The sequence below is a fragment of the Algoriphagus iocasae genome, assembly GCF_014206875.1.
GTDB classification, from domain to species: Bacteria; Bacteroidota; Bacteroidia; order Cytophagales; family Cyclobacteriaceae; genus Algoriphagus; species Algoriphagus iocasae.
Map to the genome: position 1 here is coordinate 1,544,185 of NZ_JACIJO010000001.1, position 21,925 is coordinate 1,566,109.

General features: G+C 38.8%; 18 protein-coding genes. 8 read left to right on the top strand and 10 right to left on the bottom strand.

Annotation, left to right across the window (positions count from 1 at the left end):
- The first annotated feature begins 39 nt into the window (after positions 1 to 39).
- From FHS59_RS06775 to FHS59_RS06785, 3 genes are all read left to right on the top strand, one after another.
- Complete coding sequence (locus FHS59_RS06775; protein WP_184494234.1) at positions 40 to 1,131, top strand: DUF1573 domain-containing protein; 1,092 nt, start codon at positions 40 to 42, stop codon at positions 1,129 to 1,131.
- Positions 1,132 to 1,230: 99 nt separating this feature from the next.
- On the top strand, positions 1,231 to 4,953 hold the full coding sequence (locus FHS59_RS06780; protein WP_184494236.1) for a T9SS type A sorting domain-containing protein: 3,723 nt from the start codon (positions 1,231 to 1,233) through the stop codon (positions 4,951 to 4,953).
- Positions 4,954 to 5,028: 75 nt separating this feature from the next.
- Positions 5,029 to 5,463: a hypothetical protein gene (locus tag FHS59_RS06785; protein ID WP_184494238.1), complete on the top strand. Its 435-nt coding sequence runs from the start codon at positions 5,029 to 5,031 to the stop codon at positions 5,461 to 5,463.
- A 16-nt stretch (positions 5,464 to 5,479) separates the two neighbouring features.
- Here the strand turns inward: FHS59_RS06785 and FHS59_RS06790 are convergent, their stop codons facing one another.
- The 3 genes from FHS59_RS06790 to FHS59_RS06800 form a co-directional block, all read right to left on the bottom strand.
- Complete coding sequence (locus FHS59_RS06790) at positions 5,480 to 6,520, bottom strand: serine hydrolase domain-containing protein (RefSeq protein WP_184494240.1); 1,041 nt, start codon at positions 6,518 to 6,520, stop codon at positions 5,480 to 5,482.
- A gap of 167 nt (positions 6,521 to 6,687) precedes the next feature.
- On the bottom strand, positions 6,688 to 7,422 hold the full coding sequence (locus FHS59_RS06795; RefSeq protein ID WP_184494241.1) for an HNH endonuclease: 735 nt from the start codon (positions 7,420 to 7,422) through the stop codon (positions 6,688 to 6,690).
- A gap of 161 nt (positions 7,423 to 7,583) precedes the next feature.
- Positions 7,584 to 8,780, bottom strand: a complete 1,197-nt coding sequence (locus FHS59_RS06800) for an acyl-CoA dehydrogenase family protein (RefSeq protein ID WP_184494243.1) — start codon at positions 8,778 to 8,780, stop codon at positions 7,584 to 7,586.
- A 124-nt stretch (positions 8,781 to 8,904) separates the two neighbouring features.
- Between FHS59_RS06800 and FHS59_RS06805 the strand changes: the two genes are divergently transcribed.
- Together FHS59_RS06805 and FHS59_RS06810 are read left to right on the top strand one after the other, a co-directional pair.
- Entirely contained in the window at positions 8,905 to 9,879 is a 975-nt protein-coding gene (locus FHS59_RS06805) for a tryptophan 2,3-dioxygenase family protein (RefSeq protein ID WP_184494245.1), read from the top strand.
- A gap of 94 nt (positions 9,880 to 9,973) precedes the next feature.
- Positions 9,974 to 10,270, top strand: a complete 297-nt coding sequence (locus FHS59_RS06810; protein WP_184494247.1) for a cupin domain-containing protein — start codon at positions 9,974 to 9,976, stop codon at positions 10,268 to 10,270.
- A gap of 12 nt (positions 10,271 to 10,282) precedes the next feature.
- On the opposite strand, the gene FHS59_RS06815 is transcribed toward FHS59_RS06810, so the two are convergent.
- Together FHS59_RS06815 and FHS59_RS06820 are read right to left on the bottom strand one after the other, a co-directional pair.
- Positions 10,283 to 11,848, bottom strand: coding sequence for an amidohydrolase family protein (locus FHS59_RS06815; protein ID WP_184494249.1), 1,566 nt, complete (start codon positions 11,846 to 11,848; stop codon positions 10,283 to 10,285).
- Positions 11,849 to 11,890: 42 nt separating this feature from the next.
- Positions 11,891 to 12,931 (bottom strand): alpha/beta hydrolase, encoded by a 1,041-nt coding sequence (locus FHS59_RS06820; RefSeq protein ID WP_184494251.1) that lies wholly within the window; start codon positions 12,929 to 12,931, stop codon positions 11,891 to 11,893.
- A gap of 261 nt (positions 12,932 to 13,192) precedes the next feature.
- Here FHS59_RS06820 and FHS59_RS06825 point away from each other — a divergent pair, with 261 nt between their 5' ends.
- Positions 13,193 to 13,903 (top strand): 6-phosphogluconolactonase, encoded by a 711-nt coding sequence (locus FHS59_RS06825; RefSeq protein WP_184494253.1) that lies wholly within the window; start codon positions 13,193 to 13,195, stop codon positions 13,901 to 13,903.
- A gap of 343 nt (positions 13,904 to 14,246) precedes the next feature.
- Here the strand turns inward: FHS59_RS06825 and FHS59_RS06830 are convergent, their stop codons facing one another.
- The 4 genes from FHS59_RS06830 to FHS59_RS06845 form a co-directional block, all read right to left on the bottom strand.
- A complete protein-coding gene (locus FHS59_RS06830) occupies positions 14,247 to 14,879 on the bottom strand; it encodes an NAD(P)H-dependent oxidoreductase (protein ID WP_184494255.1) in 633 nt (210 codons plus the stop codon).
- 193 nt (positions 14,880 to 15,072) lie between these two features.
- Positions 15,073 to 17,343, bottom strand: a complete 2,271-nt coding sequence (locus tag FHS59_RS06835; RefSeq protein WP_184494257.1) for a xanthine dehydrogenase family protein molybdopterin-binding subunit — start codon at positions 17,341 to 17,343, stop codon at positions 15,073 to 15,075.
- A gap of 11 nt (positions 17,344 to 17,354) precedes the next feature.
- Positions 17,355 to 17,813 (bottom strand): (2Fe-2S)-binding protein, encoded by a 459-nt coding sequence (locus tag FHS59_RS06840; RefSeq protein WP_184494259.1) that lies wholly within the window; start codon positions 17,811 to 17,813, stop codon positions 17,355 to 17,357.
- A 274-nt stretch (positions 17,814 to 18,087) separates the two neighbouring features.
- Positions 18,088 to 18,846, bottom strand: coding sequence for a sulfite exporter TauE/SafE family protein (locus FHS59_RS06845; RefSeq protein WP_184494261.1), 759 nt, complete (start codon positions 18,844 to 18,846; stop codon positions 18,088 to 18,090).
- Positions 18,847 to 19,243: 397 nt separating this feature from the next.
- Here FHS59_RS06845 and FHS59_RS06850 point away from each other — a divergent pair, with 397 nt between their 5' ends.
- The gene (locus FHS59_RS06850; protein ID WP_184494263.1) at positions 19,244 to 20,161 is read left to right on the top strand and encodes a carboxypeptidase-like regulatory domain-containing protein; all 918 of its coding nucleotides are present in this window, start codon (positions 19,244 to 19,246) and stop codon (positions 20,159 to 20,161) included.
- Positions 20,162 to 20,228: 67 nt separating this feature from the next.
- Entirely contained in the window at positions 20,229 to 20,678 is a 450-nt protein-coding gene (locus FHS59_RS06855) for a hypothetical protein (protein WP_184494265.1), read from the top strand.
- 110 nt (positions 20,679 to 20,788) lie between these two features.
- Here FHS59_RS06855 and FHS59_RS06860 read toward each other — a convergent pair whose 3' ends face one another.
- Positions 20,789 to 21,802 carry a LacI family DNA-binding transcriptional regulator gene (locus FHS59_RS06860; protein WP_184494267.1) on the bottom strand — a complete coding sequence of 338 codons (1,014 nt, stop codon included), beginning with the start codon at positions 21,800 to 21,802 and terminating at the stop codon, positions 20,789 to 20,791.
- Between the last annotated feature and the right edge of the window lie 123 nt (positions 21,803 to 21,925).

A 21,925-nucleotide genomic window follows, 5' to 3' on the forward strand; every position in this document is an offset into this window, starting at 1 on the left:
CAGGATATAATCCATTTGAAATTATACGTTAATTGCAGCATGATCAAAAATCGATTACCCTTTCCTTTAGTATTAGTTTTAGTGTTTTTAATTCAATCCGTTCAGGCTCAGGAAACTGTGATTCCAAAGCTGATATGGAAAGTCAATAAAGTTGATTTAGGGACTGTTTTTGAAGAGCAGGGAAAGCAAATCGCCGAATTTGAATTTACGCATACCCAGGACTCTCTTTTTTACATTCAGGATGTTTGGACAGATTGTGGTTGTACTACTGTAGATTTTACCCGTGATACTCTTGCAGTAGGAGGTACCGGTACGCTTCAGGTATCTTTCGATCCAGTTTCTGCAGCTGGATATTTTAACCGGATGATTATCGTCAAAGGGAACCTTCAGGATACTCAGGATACTCTGTTTTTAGAAGGAACAGCAATCCCTTATCCAGAGAATCCGGATAAAATATATCCTCAAAAAATAGCGAATGTTGGATTTAGACTGCCAAAATTGAATATGGGAGAAGTCTTTACCAATGTCCCGAAAATTAAGTTTTTGGAATTTTACAATTTCGGCGACGAGACGCTTTATGCAGATAGCTTAAAATTCAATGTGCCTGAATATATTGAAATTTCTCAGGTTCAGGATTTTGTGAGATCTCAAGAGCGAGGTTTGATTCAGGTTTCCTTTGATGGAGCCGCCAAAAATGAATTGGGGTACGTGGAAGATCAGTTTGCTATTTCTTGGGATTCTTTATCCGTAATTCCAATTCAGGTGATTGCTGAAGTATTCGAATATTTTCCGCCATTTTCGAAAGATGAACTCCACGTCGTTCCCCAATTAGTTTTGGGAACCAAAGAAATCGATCTGAAAGAAATTTCTTCAAAAACTATTCAAAATAGGGTAGTTAGTATTACAAACAAAGGTCAAAGACTTCTGGAAATCAGAAAAATTCAAGGGAATTGTGAGTGTTTGACTTTAGAAATTCCAAAAACCGAATTAAATCCAGGAGAAACAGTAGATCTTCGCATAACATTTGATCCTAAAGGCCGTCAAGGAATTGATCAGAGGAATATTTATGTATTCAGCAATGATCCTGTAAATCCAGTTCAGTTGTTTATTATAAAGAGCAGAGTGGAATAGCTTAATTTATCAAATGATTTTTTTGAATTCCCGAAATTTTATTTGATGAATAAAGAATAGGGAGTAGCTTTAAATGATACTTCAGGAATTTTTATTGTTATGAGAAAGAGGTTTTTATTAGGAATCATCGTGGTCCTTGTTCTTGGGACTTCTTGGAATTTTTTTGAGGTTAATCCATTCCGAATATATCCCTATATCCAAGTTTATGGCGAGAGGAAAGTCCAAATAACCTGGTTTAGCAATTCACTTACGAGCAGTTCTATAAAAATCGTAGATCAATCCGGTTCAACTTTATTGAACCAAGCTGTAGAAAGCAAATCAATGCCAGAACTGTATTATACCAATGCAGAAAAAAATCAGGTGTTAAATGGATTGGAGCAGGGGAGTTGGATAGGGAGTGAGGAGTCATTTAAGTATCAAATTCAGATTTCCCTTCCTCCTGGAAAAAACATCAGCTATACAGTTGAATTGGGTGGACAATCCTTTTCAGAACAATTTATTTCTCCTCCCTCTAAAGAATCTTGGGATAAAATCAGATTTATTGCTTTGGCAGATTCGGAAACGGATCCAAGAGGAAGAGTTACAAATCGGGCTTGGTATCCCGGTACGCCATTATTTAGGCCAATTACCACTGTTCCAGAATTATGGAAACAGAAATTTGGTAGCACTGTGGAGCAGGGAATTGAGTTGCCAAATTACATGCTTACGGAGGAAAAAGGTTACAGAGAAAACCTTAAAATAGTCAATGACCGTTCTCCTGATTTTATTGTTATGCCCGGTGATTTGGTGCAAGGCGCAGGATATCAACCAGGTTGGGATGAGTTTTTTAGGCAAAATGCCGGAGAATTGGGCAAAGGACTATCTCAATATGCCATCATTCCTGCACTGGGAAATTGGGAATCTTTTGGAGCAATCAATGGAGGTTATGAGTTTAATGAGAGGGGAGCATATCTACCAATTTTAGGCCGAAGTAGATTTCATGCATACTTTGAAACACCCAGCTCAGATCCTTTACAAAAACATAGACAAAGCTATTATCGAAGTGATTATGGCCCGGTGACAATTCTAACTTTGGATTCAAGCAATGGAACACCAGATCAGCATCCTTCGGATTTTGATGGTCAGACAAAATTGACGGGAAAAGAATTTACCGAACCTGGAACGGATACTCAGGAGAATTATACAGCTTCCAAATATGTAAGCAATGGAGGTAAAGACCTAAGCAGCTTTGGCCCCGGTTCTGATCAATACCTTTGGCTGGAAGCTAATCTGAAAGCAGCCAGCGAGGCAGGTCAGTTGATTTTTGTCCAGTATCATCATATCGCATTTTCTTCCGGCGAACATGGAGTTCCTCTGAATCATGAATTATCCATAGGACAGGTGGGAACACCTCTGCAAGTCCTAAATCCTCTTCTGGAGCAATATGGTGTGATTGCTGTTTTCTCTGGGCACGATGAGCTATTCGAAAGAAGCTTTGTCGATGAGGATGGAGATGGGAAAGGTATCATGTATTACGATGTCGGTGTAGCTGGTGATGGAATGCGCGGAGAAAAAAGAGATTGGTTAGGGAATCCATTGAATACTTTGGATTACAATCCATATAGAAAATGGACTGCCGATCAAAGTGAAGCCGAAATTTGGAATACTACGGGGACCAATCCAGTACTGGTAGACGGAGGAAAGCATTATGGTCATCTTGAGGTGAATCTTGAAAAGGTTACCGAAGGAGAGAATCAATTTGCCAATATCAGATTTACTCCGGTTTATGCATTTCCAGTTCTTGACCAGAATTATAATCTGCTAAGGGTAGAGAGAAGAGTATATAAAGATGAAATCCAACTCAAAATACCTCTAAGAGTAATAGAGGAAGCGCCAGTCTTTAAAGAAGAATTGACTTTGAAGCTTGATGCAGATGGGAAAGTGATTTCCAAGGCTTCAGACTATTTCACTTCGGGCTATTCTGAGAATTATGTTTATGATTTTTCGAGATCACTAACTTACTCCTGTGATGATTTAGGCTTGAATGAAGTTCAGGTTAAAATAAAATCGGAGGGTGTAGTGAAGTGGGAAGGAACAGTCAAGGTCAATGTCCTCGACGACATCAAGCCAACTCTTGTTCTTAAGGAATTTGTTGGATCGCTGGATGTGACACAATCCAATAAATTTGAGATTCTAAGAGAACATATCATCTCCAGTTTTTCTGATAATTGTGGCAATGATTTAGAAATCAATTTTAGCCCCAAAACCGTTGGTTGCGAAGATTTAAATGAAGTAATCCAAGTGGAAGTTTCCGTTAAAGATAAATCCGGAAATACTACCTCAGGAGTAACTACTGTCAGAATCGAAAAAGCCCAAAGCAAGAAAATCAGTATCAACGGGGCGTCTTCTGGGGTCATTGGATCCGAAATTCAATTGGAATTAGGTTCTGAATTCTCTTATTCAGTTTTGGGATGGTACAAAGGCGATGATTTAATTTCAACCAGTACCTCAAAGTCATTTAAAGTAACAGAGTCAGGAATTTATTCTGCGCAGATACTTCCCGTAAATGGTTGTCCTGTTTTTACTGATTCCAAAGAAGTCAAGTTTACAGAAGATCCTGGAACAGGAGAAAAACCATATCCTCATCTGAAAGAAAGGATCGAACTTCCTCTAAATGAAAATGGCCTTGCTGAGCTTTCCAAAGGAAATATTTTCATCAGTGCTCCCTCAAACGACCTTATTATCACTTTGAGTAAAAATGTCTTCAAATGTGAAGACTTGGGAGAAAATACTGTTCAAGTTACTATCAAAGACTCCAAAGGAAACACATGGGAAGAATCGATACTTGTCAAGGTTGAAGACAATTTACCTCCGGTTTTGGTAACCAAAAACATTGAAGTTGAACTGGATTTAACAAAAGGAGAGGTGGCTTTAAAAGCTGAGGATTTCGTGAGTCAACTCACTGATAATTGCGAAGTGAAAGAGTTGACGATCAATAAAACTTCCTTGAACTGCGAGCATATAGGTAAGGAAGTACAAGTGGAATTAAGAGCTGTGGATATTGCTGGGAATGTGACAGAAAAAACAGCGATTGTTACTGTTAAATCCCTTGTTACTAAACCTGTAACCATTTCTGGACCCGAAAGCATTTGTATAGGAGAAAATGGGGAGATCAAATTGAGCAGTGATGCTGCATTTGAGGTTGTGAGATGGAGAAGAAATGGAGTTGAACTGGAAGGGCAAATTGGGAAAACTCTAGCGATTGAAACCGGTGGTGTTTATCATGCAGTGATCCGATATGAGGGCGGATGCCTTTTTGAAACTGAAAAATTAGAAGTGAAAGCCTTCGAAAAGCCGGAAGGAGAGATTGTGGAAGATGGGAATATTTTGAGAGCACCGGAAGGAGATTTTGAATACCAATGGTTTAGAAATGGGGAGTTAATTCCAGGTGAAACAAAAAGAGCAATTACTCTAAATCAAATGGGTATTTACACTGTTGAGTTAACAAATGAAGCTGGATGTAAAACCAAATTAGGGCCAGTTGAAGTAACCATTTCTGGATTGATTAATGGAACTGTTTTATCCAGAGAGTTAAAAATTTACCCTAATCCTGTATCCTCTGAAGTTTCGATTGAATCTACCGGTGACCTTGAATTTATTCCTAATACTTGGGAAGTATTTGACATGAATGGAAAAGCGCTGAAGCAAAACATCAACTTGTTAAGCGAAAGTCCAACGAAAATAACTTTGGATGTAAGTGCTATTGCAAATGGTACTTATTTGATTTCAGTTCAAGGTTTAGATCAACAAGTCTTCCTTGGAAGAATCTTAAAAATAAAATAAAAGGCTTTTTTGTAGCAAATTGATACTGTTTTACGTATTGATTTACAAATCATTATGGCCCAAAATAAACTAACCATGAAGCAGTCTTTTTTTATTTTAATCTTATGTTCTTTTTTCCTTTTCTCCTGTGAAAATGAAGATGAGAAACCAGTCGTAAAAGTTACCTACGAGGTAATCACCAGTGGAGGAGCAGAATGGTATGGAGAATTTGATGATGAAAACGGTCAAAGAATAAACACTACTGAATTAGGCTCAAGTACTCTTCCGAGTGGATGGAAATATGAATTTGAACCAAAAATTTCACCCATTATAGTAACTATCCATGGAACAGCCGATTGCCCTACTTGCGGTGATACAGAAAGAATGGAATCGGAAGATATAACCGTGAATATCTATATCAACGGGAAATTAGAACAAACTCAAACCAATAACTGTCGAGAATGCACGGGTGGATCGATTAAAGGCCTGGCAACGACTTGGATGAAGCTTCCAGAAGAATTTGAAGATTAAAGAGTGTGAATTCCGCTCAGTCTTCTCTTGCTCTTCTCACAATTTTTACCACTCGATTGTAGATAATTTCTGCCAGATTCCAATCGTATCCGGTAAAATTAGCAGTGTTATTAAACTGGATCACGATTGTATCAATGTCTTTGTGATACTTGGCGATACTTTGGTAGCCAGGAAGCAAACCGGTGTGCTCGTACACATAAATGTCTGTATAGATTTCTTGTTCGCCTTCTTTGAAAACCGAACCATCATTTAATGCCCGAAGGAAAATCCCCACATCTTCAGCAGTGGCAAGCATTAAGCCATTGTTTTCTGTTTTAAAATCCTGGTCAAGTCCCACGTAATAACCACTCATAACTTCATCCATATCCACTTCACTCAGGGAAGTGTAGGTGTTTTTAAGCCCTAGTGGAGTCAGAATCTCTTCCTGGATATATTGCTGGTGAGGATATCCAACGGTCTTGTCGATCAGGTCAGAGATCAGCATGTAATTGGTATTGGAATAACCGTAGCTTTCTCCCGGTTCAAAATCAGCTGGTAGATCCAGCGCGTAATCCAGAGTCTCCTGTTTGTTGCTTGGAGGGTTTGTCCAGTAGTCGGGATGATCTACATAATTGGGAATGCCTGATCGATGCTGCGCCATCATTCTAAGTGTGATTCTATCTGAATTCTCAATTCTTCCAGCCAATTCCGGAAAATACTCCGCCAATGTTTTATCCAATGATAGACGCCCTTCTTTCACCAGTTTAGCGAGGGAAACAGCCACATAGAGCTTGGTAATGCTGGCAATCTTAAACAATGCCTGCGGATAAGCAGGTATTTTCTTTACCCGATCATGCCAACCCGCAGCATAGAATTCTGCAGGTTTGCCTCCCTGATCCACGTAAACAATCATTCCATCAAAGCCTTGCTCGATACCTTCTTCCAATTGTTCCTGAACCGAGTCGGGTAGGGGTCTGATCCAAGCTTTCACCAAAGGCCAGGGAACAAAATACAGCGAACCTATACTTGCAAGAATAAAGAGGATTCGGAGAATTTGTTTGGTTTTGGGGTTAGGCATTATGCTTTAGGTAGGTTCACTTAACGTTTTCGGGCTTTGCGTTCGGGCAGGTTTCGAAGTACAAAACTGTCAACCTACACTGAACTTGAGTAGTTACACAAAGCTCCTGATTTGCAAGTCACTCCGCCTGATGCAATACCCGTGTTAGTACTTGTTGTTATTTTATTTTAGTCTGCAAGCCCAGCATGCTTAGCAATATTTTCAAATTCCTTTCTGACTTTTTTTAGTTTGTTCATTAATTCTTCGCTGTCAGGCTTTTTGAGTATTTGCTCTTCTAAATATTTGATTTCTATTTGGTCAATTGCAATACTCAGTCTTGTTATTAAGTTAGGCATGGCTAAGCAAACATATTCAAAATGTGTTCTTTTACATTCATTCATTAAAACTGAATTTACCTCTCCCAAATGCCCTAGATATTCTTGTGTTTCTGTTATTAAAGCAAGAATATCCTTTTTTGAGTCAATTGGAACCGCTAATTCAGGAACGATATGTTCAGAATGTAATTGGTCTACCTGCGTCCAAAAGTTTTCAATTTCCAATACTAAATTTGTCAAGACTTCTTTTGGATAATCATATGAATGTTCCTTGAATCTTAATTCGTGATTGGCTTTTATCTTTTTCAGTTTTTCAACGGTATATAAGTCAACATTGTCTGTTACTTTATGGTGTCGATAACAAAGAAATAAAAGATTGTCAATTGAGTTTATTTCTCTGTTTGTCTTATTTGGGTTATATCTTTGACCTTTAGGCGATACAGCTTCTATATGACACAGTTGAGCAACAAATAAATTATCGTCATCAAAAATTGGATGTGAACAATCTGAAAAGGCACATTGATTTCCACTTCTTGCTAATAGAAGTTTCAAATTGTCAAGTGGTATTTTTCTACTGTATTTTTTCATTCCTTGTCTTTCCCTACAATAGATGATAACATGTCTGAATAAAAAACCTCTTACTTACATTTTTCATATATCTTTCTTTTACAAGGATTTATCTCTAAATTTTAATCTCTCTTCCACGCTCTCTACTTTTTCCTCCGCGCTCTCTGCGGTTAAATACCCCTTTACTTAAATGCCGGAATCCCAGTAATCTCCTGACCCAAAATCAGCAAGTGAATATCATGGGTTCCTTCATAGGTAATCACGGACTCCAAATTCATCATATGACGCATAATTGGGTATTCACCTGTAATCCCCATTCCTCCATGAATTTGTCTGGCTTCACGGGCGATATTCAGCGCCATGTCCACATTGTTTCGCTTTGCCATGGAAATATGAACTGTCTTTGCTTTGCCCTCATTCATCATCTTGCCTACTTTCCAAGCCAAAAGCTGGGCTTTGGTGATTTCGGTGAGCATTTCTGATAATTTCTTTTGAACCAGCTGGAAACTAGCGATAGGCTTGTCAAATTGAATTCTCTCTGCAGCATATCTTCTGGCAGAGTCATAGCAGTCCATCGCAGCGCCGATCGCTCCCCAGGCTATTCCAAAACGTGCTGAATCCAAACACATCAATGGAGCTCCTAAACCTGATTTGCCAGGAAGTAGATTTTCCTTTGGCACTTTCACATTGTCAAATACTAATTCACCGGTACAGGAAGCCCGAAGTGACCATTTATTATGGGTGGTAGGAGTAGTGAAGCCTTCCATTCCTCGTTCCACGATTAATCCATGGATTCTTCCTTCCTCATTTTTTGCCCATACTACGGCGATATCTGCTTCAGGGGAATTTGAAATCCACATTTTGGCTCCATTCAAAAGATAATGATCTCCCATATCCTTGAAGTTGGTAACCATGCCACTTGGATTGGATCCATGATCAGGTTCTGTCAGTCCAAAACAGCCGAGGTATTCTCCTGAGGCTAATTTGGGAAGGTATTTTTTCCGTTGTTCTTCTGAACCGAATTTATAGATAGGGTACATGACCAGGGAACCTTGAACAGAAGCAGTAGATCGCATTCCTGAATCTCCACGCTCTATTTCCTGCATGATCAATCCATAGGAAATATAATCCAGTCCGCCACCTCCATATTCCTCTGGGATTTGAGGACCAAAAGCACCAACATCACCAAATTTTTTAACTATTTCACTTGGAAAATGAGCATTTTGAGCCCAATCTTCGATATAAGGAGAAATTTCTTTTTTGACGAAATCCCGCATGGAGCTGCGGATTAAAAGATGCTCATCTGTCAATAAATCATCGATTTGCAGGAAATCAACACCTTCAAACTGGTCTTTCTTTTGGGATATTTGGGTAGCCATTGCCTCTAAGGGATTTTGGTTAATTAGTATATATCAGTGATTTTTGTCAAGTCAACAAAATTCTGACTTGCTCGAAGTAAATAGATTGCTTCCTAAAAGTCTATCTTTTTTAAATAAATTACAGATGAAACAAGAGGAATTTGATCCGAAAATTCTAGATAAGATAGAACAGCTTCAGAGCAAGTTCAAGGCATCTGGACAAGACATGCTTTCCTATCTGGAAGGCTTACTTTATGCCGACTATCTGACTTATTGGGAATACATCAATTTGGACGTTTTGCTTTCACTTCAGCAACCAAAAACATCCTTTCCTGATGAGAAGATTTTTATCATTTACCATCAGATTACTGAACTGTACTTCAAATTGATCATTTCTGAAATGGAGCAGATTTCTATTCAGGAACCGATTACATCCGAATTTTTTGTTTCAAGGCTGGAACGGATCAATATGTACTTTGATCATTTGATCAGTTCTTTTGCGATGATGTGGAAGGGGATGGAAAGGGAGCAATTCCTGAAATTCAGAATGTCGCTTCTTCCGTCCAGTGGATTTCAGTCTGCCCAGTATAGAGAAATCGAATTGATGGCTGCTGATGCCTTTAACTTGGTCGCTTTGAAAAACAGAGAAGAGCATGATTACCATAGCCCTGCCGATGATCTTTTTGAGCATCTCTATTGGCAACAGGGAGCTATTGAATTGGCAACTGGAGAGAAGACTTTGACCCTGAAGAATTTTGAATTAAAGTATGGGAAAAAGCTTAAAGAGATAATTGAATCCTATAGACGTAAAAATCTGTGGCAGAAATACATAGATTGTCCTGATAAATCGGGTGAACTCATAGAAGCTATGAAGCAATTCGATTTAAAGGCAAATGTTTTTTGGCCTTTGGCACATTATAAATCCGCTGTCAGATACCTACAAAAAGACCCTGTTGATATCGCAGCAACTGGCGGTACCAACTGGCAGAAGTATTTGCCTCCGCGTTTTCAAAAAGTGATTTTCTATCCTGAACTATGGACTGAGCAAGAAAAAGAAGAGTGGGGAAAAGGATGGGTAGTAAAAGAAATATTTGGCGAAGACACACCTGGTAAATACTAGTTTGAATAGCATGAAAGGAAAGACTTTAGCCTGTAGGATTTTCTTTTCTTAAATTGGAAAAATAGAAATCCGACAGTCTTAAATCAATGAACCCATGAATATTCTCAAAAACATCAAATTATCTGAAGAAAGACCCGGAGTCCTTCAAGTTTATAAAACTGATAAACTCAATCTTTTTTCCATAGCTCTTGTGAAAGGTCAAATGCTTAAAAAACATCATACAACGGTTCCAACTCTTTTGACTATGCTAAAAGGAAAAATCGAATTTGAAATAGAGGGAAAGGTTTTTGAGTTTTCTGAATTTGATATCTATGAAATCCCGGTTTCTGTGGAGCATGAAGTCAGAGGAGTAGACGCTGAAAACATTTTCACACTCACTCAGGAAAGGTAAATCGACTTCTCCTCAAGTTTTATCTGGATAATGCAGCTTCACAAAGTTGGCGGCATTGTTAAAGCAAAAATCCTCGACCGTTTTTCTTACATCATCCAATGATTTTAGATGAGCCAGATGTTTTGGAGCATTTCCTTTTCGAGCTTGCTCAATTTCAAAAATTAAGTTTCCAGCAAATACCTCAAATTCCAAAACAGTGGGATAGGGGCTTACCGGATCAATTAATCCTTCGAGGTCAGTTCCAATAGTGATACACTTCCAAATGTTTGGTTTTTCTTCCTCGGATAGATTTTTATTTCCATAGGCGCTTTTCACAATCCCCTCGATATTCTCCCAAAGCAATTGAATTCCGTTTCTTTTGCTGTCTTTATCCTTATCAGTGATTCCTAAGATTCTTTGGTCAAATGATAGCCCAAAGAGACCTTTTGTTTTTACGATTATTTCTATGTCTTCATCGCAAAGGTTGATATTCCAAGAGTTGAATAACCCTGAATCATCGCAGTAATCATCTACCTCATTTTCCATCCTTTCGATATGCTTATCTAAAGAAGGAATGCCTGAATAGCCACAGTGCGAGCCGATTACAGGGATCACATCCCCTTTTTCAAGGCAAGGTAAAACCACCTCTTGATAATATTCTTTCCTAGATTTGGCACTCATGTGCTTTACATCTATTAAAATCCTGTAACCTAGTTCTGGATCCTTTTCCAACTTTTTATTCAAGCCTAGAAATTCCCTTAGAATTCGCCTTCCATTATCGTTAAACCCTTCATTCATTAACTCAGATTGATCCAATAATGCCTTTCCCTGATCTGGAATGGAATGGGCATGACCACATAATTTATTGTTGAAATGATGGGCAAAGGTGATGAAGAAAACAGGTGTTGGCCATTCCTTTTTGATATGCTTTACTCTACGCGAAACTTCTGCAATTGTCGCTCTGTCTGTTCCCAAAGAATGAGCTCCCTCTATGGTCAAAACCATCGTGATTTCATTATCATCTTCAACTGATGAATTCAATTCTTCTTTGGAAAGAGGAACTCTATAGCTGGCATCCACCGCGACCATTTCATTTGGGAAATTACTTTTCCGGGTTTTTTCAGATTCAAAAATTCTTCTTGCCAACCCAGGAGTGAAGACCTCATTTTTCTTGATTCTTTTGCCAGAATCCTTGGTGACAAATTCCATTTCCCGATTTAATGATTCCCAATAATCATAGGCTGAGGACTGGAAATAATCAACCGCTTCATCAGGAATTCTCATGTAGGCAGTTTGGATAAAATCCCGGAAAGGGAGTTTATGGCTGGTCGCAAAAGAAATCAAAAATCGGGTCCATTTATCATCGCCCAACTTTGGCTTAAAGCCTTTTACAAAAGATTTCTCCAAAGGATAAAGAGAGTTGAACGTCAGTCGAAGATTGGCATTCCAGGCTTTTACAAGGTCTGTCTGGCTGTAGGATGCACCCATTTTCCCTTTTAAATACCCCTTTCGATTAGAAGCGATAACTGTCCAGGGACTGAATTCACCTCTTCTTTCGAAGCGTTTTCGTTGTTCCTGCATCCAAAAATGAGCCCTCATATGGTTGTGGCAATGCAAATCAGAAAATCTCATGTCTTTGGCTTAAAAGTTAAATGTTGATTTTCCTCCCCAAAAGACTGCAGTAATGTCTTTAACTACGGAATCAGAATTAGTGTAATACCAATGGTGAACCACATCATGAAGCAATCCTTTATCGTCTTCTATGTCTGTCACATCGCATTGGTAAATATCATCTGGCAAACTCAAAGTATTTTTTGCACCCCATCTACCTAATCTGTTAAAGGCATTTTTGGTCACTTCTGACACACCCAAAGCCTGATCCTTATTATGGAAATAAACATGGACTCTTTCGCCAAGGTCAATTATCTTATACATGGGTTTTGGTTTTTCCAGCGCATCATAGTCAATATCGGATCCGACTAAGATTATCTCGCCAAAGAGACAGTGAAGCTCAAAACCAATGTCAGCCAATCCAGTGATCATACTTTCTAAAACCCTGTTTCCCATGCTATGGCAGAGTAAATGAATCTTTTGCTCACACATAGGTTGTCTGTCTTTGACCAGTTTTTCTTTGAAGTATTCCCGAAGACTTGCCATGGACCGAGCCAAAGCAAATCCAGATTGACAGGCATCGTAAGCATCTGATCGGTATTTCAGCATTTGTTTTTTGGCTGGCCAGGTGAATAACACAATATGACAAATCGGAGAATCTTCCGGCTCCACGTATTTTTTATGCAATTCAGCTAAGGTCTGCATTGCCGTCTCCAAGTTTGATTTGAAGCCATGGACAAAAACTAGGATGTCTTCCCGCGATTTTGCCTTGGCACCGGCTTTATACAATTCTTCAAAAATCTGCCCAGAGGGGAATTTGGCCTTGCTTATTGGAGCTCCATCTGTGTACTTCATCAATGTCGCTTCCTCTACTTCCGGTATAATCTGGATTTTAAAGTCTTTTAGTTTTTTCGCTTTTTTGGGATCGAAAGAAACGGTTCCATAACGGAGATTATGTCTTGCTTCTTCATCTCCGTCCATTCTCATAAATTCTTTTTCGTTGACAGAGATGTAGCTTTTACTTTTTCGGGAGGTGACTTCCCGGTTTGTGATAATGTAGTGAGTTACCATAGAATTGATTGTTAAAAATTGGAATTAGAAAAATTCAATTTTTCATGCTGTTTTTTTTACTGAATGATGCAAAAAATGCCTCCTTAATTTCTGTAATAATTGATTGAATACCAAGGTTTAAGGAGGTCAATTTTCGATCATGGAAAATTAAATTCGTATAATTTGACTTATAAAAAAGCTTAAATCGCTTAGAAATTTATATTTTCAATTACCTGTAAATTCTAAAATTGAGCAGGCATTATTAACCCAAAAACCAACCTTATGAAATTTGAATTTTGTCCTGATTTTGAATCTATGAGTCAAAAAGGTGCAGATTATGTACATCTGGAAGTAGCTAAAAACCCCAGTTTGCTTTTTTGTGTAGCTAGTGGTGGTTCCCCGGCAGGATTGTACAAGTTGATGCATCAAAAGCATGAAAAGCATCCAGGATTTTTTAACAGGATGAGAGTAGTGAAACTGGATGAATGGGTTGGATTACCGGCCGGATCAGATTTTTCCTCTGAAAAGGATGTGCAAAACAAGCTTCTTCAGAAAATAGAAATTCCAGATGAGAGGTATTTGGCATTTAATGATCAGGCCGAAGATCCGGAAAAAGAATGCAAACGAGTGGATGCTGCGCTGCAGGAAGAAGGGAATATTGATATCTGTATTTTGGGCTTAGGTCAAAATGGACATATAGCACTAAATGAACCTGCTGATAAACTTCAGATAGATTGCCACGTAGCGAAATTGACCGATCAGACTTTGGGAAGTGGAATGATTGAAAAAGTAGGGGTTCCATTGGAATACGGAATGACCTTGGGAATGAAAGCGATTCTTGACTCGAAAATGATCCTCCTTTTTATTACCGGGAAAGGTAAGAAAGAGGCTTTTGAGAAGCTTCAGAACAAGGAAATCAATACACAGCTTCCGGTATCTTTTCTTTGGCTACATCCCAATGTTCATGTTTTGGTAGATGAATCATCTGTATAAAATAAAATGAGGTAGTCTCAAAAGTCTAAAATTTGTCACCCTGAGTCTTAAAAATTCTTCAAACAGACAAAAAGGAAATGACAGAAGTTGGCCTTAAAAACGGGATTTGGGTCACCCTGAGCGGAGTCGAAGGGTCCTCGATTTCGAGACTACCGTCTCTCAAGTGCTCGGACTGACACGCATACCATGCCATTATATCAATCTGTCTTTGGTAGCACTTGAGCGACAAAAGTCGCGTATATCAAAGGTCTTTTGAAGCGAAATTGGCGACATTTCGATTTCGAGACTCCCGTCTCTCAAGTGCTCAGAGTGACAAAAATCAATTATTAGACAGCCTCATTTTTTAAATTTCCACAGCAAATTCCTCTTTAGGATTTCTGACTTTTTTCATTGGAAGAAGCCAATCGCCTTCCTCGTCTCTATAGCCGATCGGCAACATCAAAACAGATTTCAGTCCTTTTGAATCCAAGTCAAGAAGTTTATCAAGTTGTTCTGAATTAAAGCCTTCCATTGGAGTAGCATCAATTTTCAACTCTGCAGCTTGTGCGATTGACAATCCAAATCCGATGTAAGCCTGTCTTGCGGTATGCGCGAAATTTTCCTCAGGAGTCTGCTTCAGATAAACAGCTTTAAGACGGTTGGTATAATCTACAAATCTATCTGCTGGTAGACCTCTTTCTTTGGTGGTCAATTTAAAAATTGAGTCAATTCTTTCTTCTGTATACTTATTCCAAGCAGCAAAAACCAACACGTGGGAGGCATCAGAGACGATTTGTTGTCCGTTTGAAATTGCGACCAACTTGTCTTTAATCTCTTGGTTAGAAATCACAAAAACTCTGAATTGTTGCATTCCAGATGAGGTAGGAGCTAATCTTGCCGCTTCCACAATCTTATCTACATCTTCTTGGGATACCTTCTTATTCGGATCGTATTTTTTAGTGGCGTATCTCCACTCTAGGTCTTTTAATAGTGCCATGATAAATGAATTTATATTGGTTTAGTTTTTTAAAATCATTGTTACATGAAGCTAAATGCAAAGGCCTTAATAAAAGTTCAATGTTTTTGTATTTATTGTATATACATTTAAAACCAATGACATAAGTCAAAAGCAGGCATAAAAAAAGCCAGCTACAAAACTGCAGCTGGCTCAATTAGTTGGTGGAATTAAATCACATTTTCAAATTTTCCATCTCCAAAAGCTGTGGCTGAAAAGGCTGTTCGTACAAACGTTTTCCAGTTGCTTTGTAAAGTGAATTACCCAAAGCTGCGAATACAGGAGGGAAGAGAGGTTCTCCCAAACCTGTTGGTGCTTCGTTGTTTTGTACAAAATGCACTTCAATTTTCTTTGGAGCTTCCTTATGTCTGATCATTCGATAAGTATCAAAGTTCCTCTTGGTTGGTGCTCCATTTTCGAATGCCATTTCCCCATAAAATGCATTTCCAATTCCATCTACAATAGCTCCTTCGCCCATATTGGCGGCAGCATCTGGATTTACCACAATGCCGCAATCTACTGCAGCATATACATTCTCTACGACTGGTTGCTTGTCTTTGATGGTAATGTCCACCACCTCAGCCACGTAGGAATTATGACAGAAATAGGCCGAAACCCCTCGGGAAATTCCTGCTGGTACATTTGACCAGTTGGATTTCTCTCTCACCAATTCCAAAACCCCAGCATATCTTTTCGGGTCATAATCGTTGTTTTCACCCACTGGATTGGTTTCTGCTCGTTTCAGCAATTCCAATCTGAATTCAATCGGATCCTTGCCCATTTCTTCTGCCAATTCATCCAGGAAGCTTTGTTCAGCACCTGCGATAAAGTTGGATCGTGGCGCACGGAAAGCTCCGATTGTAATATTGGATTCAATTTGCCAGCCTTCAGCTAAATAATTGTCAATTGCTCCAGCAGGGAATCTATTGGCATGAATTGGAGACTCTGGAATACCTCCAGCTTTCACATGCAGCGCAAGTAGGTTGTTGTTATCATCCAAAGCTGCTCGGTAAGTAGCTGAGTAAGTTGGGCGATATACACCTGCACTCATATCATCTTCACGGGTATAAACCATTTTAACTGGGGCTTGTATTTTCTGTGAAATCAAAGCAGCTTCAGTCATATGATGGCTATAAGCTCTTCTTCCAAAACCTCCACCCATTCTGGCTAGGTTGATCTGAATATTTTCCTGAGGAATCCCCAAACTCGCAGCAATGGTTTGTCTAATCAATTCAGGAGCTTGAGTTGGGCCATAAATTACCGCTTTGTCGCCTTTTACATCGGCAAAGCAATTCATCGGCTCCATGGTATTATGAGCCAAGAAGGGAGCAGTATAGGTTCTTTCCAGCACCTTTGCAGCCTTTTTGAACGCTCCTTCTGGATCTCCATCTTTTCTAAGCACATTTCCTGGCTTGGAGATGTATTCTGCCATTTTCACTTTATGCGTTTCGGAATTTTCCAATCCTCCCGGAACTTTGATATCCATGTTTTGGCCACCTCTTCCTGCCATTGGGAAAGTTGAATCAGGAGCTTCTTCCCATTCTGCCTTCAAGTTCTTCTTCGCCTGCATAACTTCCCAGGTAGAATTTCCTACGATCGCAATTATTGTAGGGAATGTGGTCGTATCAAAAAAGTTTCTTCCGTAATCATCCTTGAAGATTTTCACTTCGAATGCATCCTGAATTCCTGGCATAGAAGTCACCGAACTTTTATCAAATGACTTCAATTGCATCCCAAAAGCCGGAGGTTGTACGATCGCCGCATACTTCATTCCTTCCACTTTATGGTCTATTCCAAACATGGGTTTTCCGGTAACTATCTTCGTACCATCCACATTCTTTTTGGAGTTTCCGATGATTTTAAAATCTGAAATATCCTTTAATTTAACTGTCTCAGGATCTGGGGCTTCTAATGTCCCTGCTAAAGAAGCCATTTCACCATAACTAGCTCTCTTTCCGGAAGTTTGATGCTCTACAAATCCTGCATTTGTACTGATTTCCTCAGCGGGTACATTCCATGTTTGGGCTGCAGCATTTACAATTAATTGTCTAGCAGTGGCACCTGCTGTTCTTAATGGCATCCAACCTGATCGGATCCCCTGACTACCTCCGGTAAATTGACGATCAAAACGCTCAGGATAAAAATCAGCTTGCTCGACAAAGACGTTTTTCCATTCCACATCCAGTTCATCTGCCAGAATCATTGGTAGTGAAGTTTTCACATTCGAACCGAATTCCGGGTTTGGATTGAATAAGGTGACGGCACCGTTTTCACCGATTTTGATGTAACTGTTTAATTCAAACCACTCTTTGGGCATGGTCAAAACTTCCTCAGGAGTAGGCTTACAACCTGCCAGCCAGCTAAAACTCAGCATCATTCCTCCTCCCGCCAGCGTGGACACTTTCAGGAAGGATCTTCTATTTAATTTTTTATCTACTAATGTCATGATCTCTTGGGTTAGGCTGTTTTAGCTGCAGTTTTGATGGCTGCTTTGATCCTCGTATATGTTCCACAGCGACAGATATTTCCATTCATTGCATTGTCTATATCTTCATCGCTGGGACTTGGGTTTTCTTTTAAAAGAGCTACTGCGGACATGATTTGTCCGGCTTGGCAATAGCCACATTGCGGCACATCATGTTCCAGCCATGCTTTTTGCACTGGATGATCACCATTTTCTGAGATTCCCTCGATCGTGGTAATCTGCGCATCAATAGCGGCAGAAACCGGGAGTTGACAGGAGCGAACAGCTGTACCATTCATATGGATCGTGCAGGCGCCACATTGCGCAATTCCACAACCGAATTTGGTGCCCACCAAATCCAGATGATCTCGAAGAACCCAAAGCATGGGTGTATTCGGGTCTACGTCAACGCTCAGGGATTTTCCGTTAATCGATAATTTATATTGTGCCATCTTTTTCTGTATTTGTTTCTAAGATAAGGAATTATAAAAATTGAATCCTTATGAAAATCAAATGATCATTCTTAAAGACAATCGTTTTTAGCCTTTATTGTTTCGATTTCCCAAGAACGAGAAAAGGGTAACGACTGATCTTATCCTATGAGTTGAGCTTTTACTTTTAAATAAAAAAGGATGCTATAATTCTTACAGGCTTTTACTAATTTCAAAAAGACCTTAATAGGAAATGTTAAACCAAACGCCGATCGCTTTAGGTAAATCTCAATGATTAAATGTTGATGCCAAATCCATGGATCAAAACCAATCTTAACCCCACGTAAATCACCAAAACAGCGGTTAATCCACCCAAAAACCTGAGATTAAATTTCTTATTGGAAAGGTAAGATCCAATACTTCCTCCAAGCACTACTGCCAAAATCAGTTTCCAGATTAAATCCAGATCCACTTGAAAAGTATCCGCCACAGTCAGACCTACTAAACCGGAAATAGAATTGACAAGAATAAAAACTGAAGCCAAAGAAGCGACGGTTCTGGGGTTTGCCCAATTCAATAAGTTGAGGGTAGGACTTAGAAAAATTCCTCCACCGATCCCCGAAACTCCGGCAAGTAAGCCCACGCTTCCTCCAAGTCCTAGCTTTTTGATCAGGCTAAATTCATGCGAAACAAGCTTGGCTTGAATATATCGAAGCATCATGGCGATGCCGGAAAGGATCAATGATGAGCCTAGAATTAAAAAGAAAACCTGTTGGGAGAGCTTTAATTGTGCTCCCAGATAGGCGAGAGGGATACTTGAGACCAGAAATGGCCAAAACGTTTTTAGGTCGAAAACCTTATTCCGGATAAAAATCAGTGTTCCAATGGTCACCACGCAGATATTTAAAATCAAGGCAGTGGATCTGATTTCATAGAAATTGGTGAGGAATAAACTCATGATCGCGAGATAGCTAGAGCCTCCACCAAAACCTACCGAACTGTAAAACAATGCGATAATGAAAAATATGTAGGGGAGGTATTCTATGGTGATCATGTAGTGCGAATAAAGCAGCTATGTAAGTTAAAATCTAAATAGATTTTGTTTTCTAGCGTTCAATTTGACTATTTATTTCAAAATGGGCAATGGCCAAAGGGATCTATTTGAAAAGGTGATTTCAGATCAAAAATTGATTTGGGTTTTTAAACTTGAATTTGAAAATTCAATAATCAAGGACTTTGATTTTTTCAGAAGATATATGATCTGTTGAAACCCTTTTTTCTTTTCCAAAAAATAAATTCCATCTCCTGCACAATTCCCCTCGACGAAATCCTTAATTTGGATTCTGCAGAACTTAAGGAGACTTGTGGATATTAGCGATTAGACATAATAGTGTAAAGAGAGCGATGTAACCAAAAGTATTTGCTTCATTTCCTTCAGATTGTAGATTTTTGTGAACAGATTATTAACTCTCTTATTCTTCCTTTTTATCGCTCAAATTTGTAACGCTCAAATTGAAATTACGGGAACTGTAATCTCAGGCGAAGATGGTTTAGGTCTGCCCGGGGCGAAAGTTGTAGAATTTGGAACCCAGAACGGAACTACAACCAATTTGGATGGAAACTTTCGATTAACAGTAAATGACTTGAACGCAACATTGGAAATCTCCTTTGTTGGATTCATCACTAAACAACTTGAATTAAAAGGCCAAGACTCGATTTCAACCACATTAAAGGTTGATTGCAATAGGGATTTCTTTGATTCCCAAAGTGTGAGTATCTACGCCTTAAGTGGAATCATTAACAACCCAATCGGTGGACAAGTTGACTTTGCATTTCCAAACTTTAGCTCTGGTACACTAATTACTGGCTTTTCTCTTCAATCTGATCTGAATGACAAAAGGTTCATTAAAGGGAAACTCGAATACAAACACTTCATCTTCAACTGTGATTTCGATTTTGATCTTAACTGGTATTATAGACGAGTGAACTTCACCGAATTCAGGTCATCAACAAACTCTTTTGAAACCAACTTCAACTATGGTAACTTAAGATTAACTGCTGGATACAGTAATCTTAACTTTGAAAATAAATTATCAAGTACTACCGAAAATTTATCAGCTCCTTTGATTGGATTAGGAACTTGGATAAACACAGTTTCTGTCCAAACCTTGCTAACAGGGAAAGCGGCTTTTTACAACGGTCGAACTGAGATCGTAGGTCAAGCCACCTTTTTTACTAAGCATGTTGAACTCTTTGTGAACTTTTACCAACTAGACTCTTTTTCAGAATTGACAATTGGAATAGGAAAGGAATTTGGATACTGGCTCAAATCGCAAAAACATTTTAAAAAACAGTACAAAAATCGTTAAAAAATCATGCCTTCGGGACTTGCACCATTTCCAAACCTTTATCATTATTTAATAAAAAACTGAACAAATGATTGTATTAAAAAGAATAGGAATAGTTTTGATAGTTTTAATCACTATTCAAACAATAACTTTTTATACTATATCTGAAAGTTTCTTAGTAAAGGAAATTGGGAGCAACTATGAAAGTTATGTTTTACAATTCGAAGAAAATAAAATTAAAGACATCGGTGTTATTTCTGAGCTCGAACTAACGAAGGAAAAAGTGATAGAAAGTTTTAAGGAGTTTGAACCATATAATTTAACGATTTGCAAATCAATATTTGATTGTTCTGACTTGCAAGAAACGGAATTCTTTTATCTCTATTGGTTTGACTTCGAAACTAAGAATCCTTTCACAATAAATTCAATAAATGAAGGCGAATTTGCAAAGGAATATGGTGCAGGTTGGGATTCTAAATACATCTGGATAATATATAAATGGATTCTTATAGAAAAAACGAATACTGGAATCTCTTAACAAGAGAAAAAACTAAATGATAACACCAAATAAAACCTATTGAAAACGGTTTTTATTTAAACGTTAATATTCATCCTCTCTCATTCTATTTTTTCAATATCAAACCTCTCTCACCCCTCCAGCCTCCTACAAGACTCCCTAATCACCAACTTGGTTTCCAGATTTTTAATCTCTAAGGCGATTTCTGGGTCGTTGATTTTGTTCAGCAGGTACTTGGCTCCGGTTACACCCATTTCAAAGGGTTGCTGATTTACCGTGCTTAGGGTAGGGTTGATGTAAGTGGAGATAGGTTCATCAGCATAGCCAATCACAGACAATTGACCGGGAATAGGAATAGTGAGTTGACTTGCTGCTTTGTAAATTTCAAAAGCTAGGTAATCACTATAAGCAAATGCACCATCTACCCAATTATTCTCTAAACAGGATTTTATTTTTTCGACAAGGTCAGGATTACTTCCCTCCAGGATTAACCTTTCATCCAATTCTATTTCATGCTTTCGAAGAGCTTCCTTATAGCCCATAAAGCGGTTGAAGGTAGTTGACAGGTTATCAGGGCCCTTGATATGCATGATCTTTCTGCATCCAATTTGACATAAATGATCCACTGCTGAGAATGCTCCCTTGAAATCATCCGAGATCACGTAAGGAGTTTCAATTTCCTCCGAAAATCTATCCACCAAAACCAAAGGAGTATCATTATCCATCACTTCCTGAAGATGCTCAAACTTGTCATTCATCTTGGAGATAGTGGCAATAATCCCGTCTACCCGTGCATCCAAAAGCGTATGAATGGATTTTATTTCCTGATTCTGGTCTTCATTGGAAGTACAAATCAGCAATTGATATCCGGCTTTAGAAGTGACACTTTCTATTCCGGAAAGCATGCGGCTATAAAAATGATGGGTGAATTCCGGGATAATCAATCCGATTGTATTGGTGCGGTTTTCCAAAAGACTTTTAGCGATAGGATTAGGTCTGTACCCTAGTTTTTTTGCCAAAGAAATGATTTCTAGCCTTTTTTTCTCAGAGACTTTTCCGCCACCATTTAGCGCTCGGGAAACCGTGGATGGCGTTACCTGAAGTGTATTGGCAATATCTGTGATGCTGGTTCTTTTCTTTTTCATTTTTGGGACAAAGGCTTAACCTCAATTCTAAATTAGCAGAAATGCATGTATTCAGGATCTTATTTCAAATGAACGGTTCTAGTTTAGGTCAAACGTTTGACCAATATACTGTTCATCATTTTT

Bases quoted from the DNA above. Each gene is read 5' to 3' on its own strand.
- FHS59_RS06845 (WP_184494261.1), bottom strand. From the start codon at position 18,846: ATGATCACCATAGAATACCTCCCCTACATATTTTTCATTATCGCATTG.
- FHS59_RS06790 (WP_184494240.1), bottom strand. From the start codon at position 6,520: ATGCCTAACCCCAAAACCAAACAAATTCTCCGAATCCTCTTTATTCTT.
- FHS59_RS06815 (WP_184494249.1), bottom strand. From the start codon at position 11,848: ATGAGGGCTCATTTTTGGATGCAGGAACAACGAAAACGCTTCGAAAGA.
- FHS59_RS06860 (WP_184494267.1), bottom strand. From the start codon at position 21,802: ATGAAAAAGAAAAGAACCAGCATCACAGATATTGCCAATACACTTCAG.
- FHS59_RS06825 (WP_184494253.1), top strand. From the start codon at position 13,193: ATGAAATTTGAATTTTGTCCTGATTTTGAATCTATGAGTCAAAAAGGT.
- FHS59_RS06775 (WP_184494234.1), top strand. From the start codon at position 40: ATGATCAAAAATCGATTACCCTTTCCTTTAGTATTAGTTTTAGTGTTT.
- FHS59_RS06820 (WP_184494251.1), bottom strand. From the start codon at position 12,931: ATGGTAACTCACTACATTATCACAAACCGGGAAGTCACCTCCCGAAAA.
- FHS59_RS06800 (WP_184494243.1), bottom strand. From the start codon at position 8,780: ATGGCTACCCAAATATCCCAAAAGAAAGACCAGTTTGAAGGTGTTGAT.
- FHS59_RS06810 (WP_184494247.1), top strand. From the start codon at position 9,974: ATGAATATTCTCAAAAACATCAAATTATCTGAAGAAAGACCCGGAGTC.
- FHS59_RS06835 (WP_184494257.1), bottom strand. From the start codon at position 17,343: ATGACATTAGTAGATAAAAAATTAAATAGAAGATCCTTCCTGAAAGTG.
- FHS59_RS06780 (WP_184494236.1), top strand. From the start codon at position 1,231: ATGAGAAAGAGGTTTTTATTAGGAATCATCGTGGTCCTTGTTCTTGGG.
- FHS59_RS06855 (WP_184494265.1), top strand. From the start codon at position 20,229: ATGATTGTATTAAAAAGAATAGGAATAGTTTTGATAGTTTTAATCACT.
- FHS59_RS06840 (WP_184494259.1), bottom strand. From the start codon at position 17,813: ATGGCACAATATAAATTATCGATTAACGGAAAATCCCTGAGCGTTGAC.
- FHS59_RS06805 (WP_184494245.1), top strand. From the start codon at position 8,905: ATGAAACAAGAGGAATTTGATCCGAAAATTCTAGATAAGATAGAACAG.
- FHS59_RS06830 (WP_184494255.1), bottom strand. From the start codon at position 14,879: ATGGCACTATTAAAAGACCTAGAGTGGAGATACGCCACTAAAAAATAC.
- FHS59_RS06795 (WP_184494241.1), bottom strand. From the start codon at position 7,422: ATGAAAAAATACAGTAGAAAAATACCACTTGACAATTTGAAACTTCTA.
- FHS59_RS06785 (WP_184494238.1), top strand. From the start codon at position 5,029: ATGAAGCAGTCTTTTTTTATTTTAATCTTATGTTCTTTTTTCCTTTTC.